Annotated in this window: 3 protein-coding genes; all 3 read right to left on the bottom strand. The window is 72.3% G+C overall.

Annotation, left to right across the window (positions count from 1 at the left end):
• Positions 1-55: 55 nt before the first annotated feature.
• Positions 56-1,288, bottom strand: coding sequence for an adenylate/guanylate cyclase domain-containing protein (locus Q4I23_RS31790; RefSeq protein WP_498528876.1), 1,233 nt, complete (start codon positions 1,286-1,288; stop codon positions 56-58).
• Between the two features lie 43 nt (positions 1,289-1,331).
• A complete protein-coding gene (locus Q4I23_RS31785) occupies positions 1,332-1,859 on the bottom strand; it encodes an SLOG cluster 4 domain-containing protein (protein WP_119507371.1) in 528 nt (175 codons plus the stop codon).
• 17 nt (positions 1,860-1,876) lie between these two features.
• Positions 1,877-3,256 (bottom strand): ATP-dependent helicase C-terminal domain-containing protein (locus Q4I23_RS31780; protein WP_498528875.1); only part of this gene is annotated, 1,380 nt, incomplete at its 5' end.

Genomic DNA, 3,256 nt, shown 5'->3' with positions numbered 1-3,256 from the left:
GCGTATAATCGTCGGCAGCGTCAGATGTGTATAAGAGACAGGTTCCCACTCTGTGTCAGGCCGTTCCCGACGCCTCCGGGTCCAGCGTGTACAGCTCCTGCGGGCGGCCGACGCCGCGCAGCAGGTAGCGCCCGACCGAGATCAGCCGCTCCCGGCATTCCGGAGCGGACTCGGTGAAGGCGGAGGACAGCAGGATGTCCTGGTCGAGCGACCGGCACATGGCGGCGATGCGGCTGGCCTCGTTCACCGCGGGGCCGACCACGGTGAAGTCCAGCCGGTCCACCCCGCCGATGTTGCCGTAGAACACCTTCCCCTGGTGCAGCCCCAGATAGAAGCGCGTCACCGGCAGCCCGGCGGCGGAGCGGCGGGCGTTCAGCTCTTTGCAGCGCTCCCGCGCCTCCTCCGCCGCGTCGAGGGCGGCCCGGCAGGCGTCCTCGGCGTTGGAGCGGTCGAAGACGGCCAGGATGCCGTCGCCCATGAACTTCAGCACCTGCCCGTGGTGCCGATGGATCGCCGTTACCACCAGCTCCGCATAGTCGTTCAGCAGCGGCAGGATGGTTTCCGGGGCCGCCGTGTCGGTGATGCGGGTGAAGCCCTGGAGATCGCTGAACCACAGCACGGCGTCCAGTTCCTCCGCGACGCCACGGCGGATGTGACCGCGCAGCACCCGGTGGCCGGCGTCCCGTCCCAGATAGGTCTCCGCCAGCGTGTTGGCGATGTGCGCCATGGCGTGGCCGCGCAGCGCCAGCGCCAGGCTGCCGGTGAGGGTGAGAAGGGCGTCGCGCTGCGCGTCGCTGAAGCCGTCGGGATGGTGCGACACCCAGGAGGAGAAGATGCAATCCAGCTCCCCGATGGCGGCGCGGGGGCCGAGGCGGTTGACGATGGCCATGTAGTCGGTGGCGCCCTGCGCCCTCAGCTCGTCGACGATCGGGAACTCGCCGCCCTCCGTGCCGTCGGTCAGCCGCAGGCGCAGCATCGTCTCGCCGGAGGTGTAGAGCCGGTGGAAGGGGCTGCGCAGCCATTTCTCGTCGATGTCGGGATCGCTGCCGTCGCCGCCATACTCGGTCCGGCGCACCTCCGCGGCGTTGCGCCCGCTGCTGTCCCAGGTGACCACATGGCCGGCGATGGTCGGGTGCAGCGTGTCCGCCCCGACCACCGTCCGGGTCAGCGGCACGCCCGCCGCGACCAGCCGCTCGCAGAAGCCGCCGATGAGGTCCGTCTCCGGCACCCCCCGCAGCCCGGCCTCCGCGATCCAGCGGCTGAGGTCGAGAATCCCTTGCGCATCCATGCCCGCCATCCTGCCACAGGTCGTATTGTCCGGGAACGGAGGGTCAGCGGCGGGACAGGGCGTCCGCGATGAAGGCCGTGACCGTTCCGAAGTCGCCGGTTGTCCGCAATTCGGCGGGCATGGCCTGAAAGTCAAGCTCCGGTCCGAAACCGATCATCGGCTTTCCGAAGCGCAGGGCCAGCCGGACCTCGTCGAGCGTCCCGTGGCGGCCCGGCAGGACGACGATCACGTCGCTGGTCAGGATGTTGACGTGGTTGCGGCTCAGCTCCGTCGGCGGCGCGCCGGCCGGCTTGCGCGCGAAGGGCGTCAGGATGGGCAGGTCGATGTAGGGGTTGGGGTAGCCGGGCAGGGGCGCATGGCCGCGGATCGGGTCGGGCTCGGACGGCAGGATGCCGATGGAGCGGCCGCGGCGCCCCGGCGTGCCGTGGAAGGCCCGCGCGGCCGACCGCATCACCCCGCCGCCGCCGCCGGTCAGCAGGTCGTGCCCGGCCCCGGCGATCCACGCGCCGAGCGGCTCCGCGTAGTCCGCCCATTCCTCCTGCCCCGACCCCATCACCCCGATGATCGCCATATCCATCCGCCTCCCTTTTACCGTCCGCGTGGTTTCGCCCGCGCCGTGGGTTCGGCCTCCAGCGGGTTGTCGGGCCAATAATGCTTGGGATACTGGCCCTTGAGGTCGGCCTTCACCGCCTTGTAGGCGTTGGCCCAGAAGCTGGCGAGGTCGCGCGTCACCTGCACCGGGCGGCGGGCCGGCGACAGCAGGTGCAGCAGCAGCGGCACCCGCCCGCCGGCGATGCGCGGCGTTTCGGCCAGCCCGAACATCTCCTGGAGCCGGACGGCCAGAACCGGCTCGTCCCCGCTGTAATCGATGGGGATGCGGGAACCGCTGGGCACCTCCACATGGGTCGGCGCCTCCTTGTCCAGCCGCTGCTGCATCGCCCAGGGCAGCAGCCCGCGCAGCGCGTTGCCCAACTCCACCCGGTCGAGATGGGCGCGGCGCGACGCGCCGTTCAGGAAGGGCGCCAGCCACTCCTCCATCGTCTCCAGCAGGGCGGCATCGGAGACGTCCGGCCACTCCTCGCCCTCCCGGCGGCGCAGGAACAGGACGCGCGTCTGCCACTTGCGCAGCTCGTCGGTCCAGGGCAGGGCGGTCAGCCCCATCTCCCGGATGCCCTCCAGCATGGCGGCGGCGATGGCCTCGGCGGGCGGGTTGGGCAGGCGCTTGTCCTCCAGCGCCAGGGCGAACAGCATGCGGCGGCGGCGGGCCAGCACCGTCTGCTCCCGCCCGTCCCAGGCGACCATGGTCTCGCTGCGGATGTGCTCGGCGAAGGCCTCCTCCAGCTCCCCCAGGGAGAGCGGGGCCGCGAGGAAGATGCGCGATTCGCGGGCGGCGCCGTCCAGGTCGGCGACGGCCAGCCAGTCCTCGGCGCTCAGCGGCTCGGCGTCCTGGAAATACGCGCCGCGCCCGTTGGACAGCCGGTATTGCGCGGCGGCCCCACCCGTGTTGCCGCCGGGACGGCGCTGGCCGATGCGGTCGGGGTAGGCGAGGGCGACCAGCAGGCCGGTGGCGCCGAGGTCGCCGCCGCCTCCCTTCACGCCCAGTTGGCGCTTCCAGTTCCGGGCCTGCTTCAACGCCTGCTGGGCGCCGCCGCGCTCCACGGTCAGGCCGCGCCCGGCGCCGCGCACCCGCCCGTCATCATCCAGGCCGCGCAGCAGCTCCACGCGCAGCCGCAGGTCGGCGTCGCGGAAACCGGGCTGGGCGCGGACGATGTCGCGCTCGCCGAGCAGGGCGGCGACCTCGCAGGCCAGCGCGCCCAGCCCCATCGCCTTGCCCTTCAGCATCATGTGGGCCAGCCGCGGGTGCACGCCGAAACCGGCCATGCGGCGGCCGTGGGCGGTGATGCCGCCGTCGGCGTCCAGCGCCCCCAGCTCACGCAGCAGCTCCCGCGCCTGGGCCATGGCGGGGGC

The organism is Azospirillum sp. UFLA03-27 (assembly GCF_059803775.1).
This window is presented reverse-complemented; position numbering and strand designations above follow the sequence as displayed.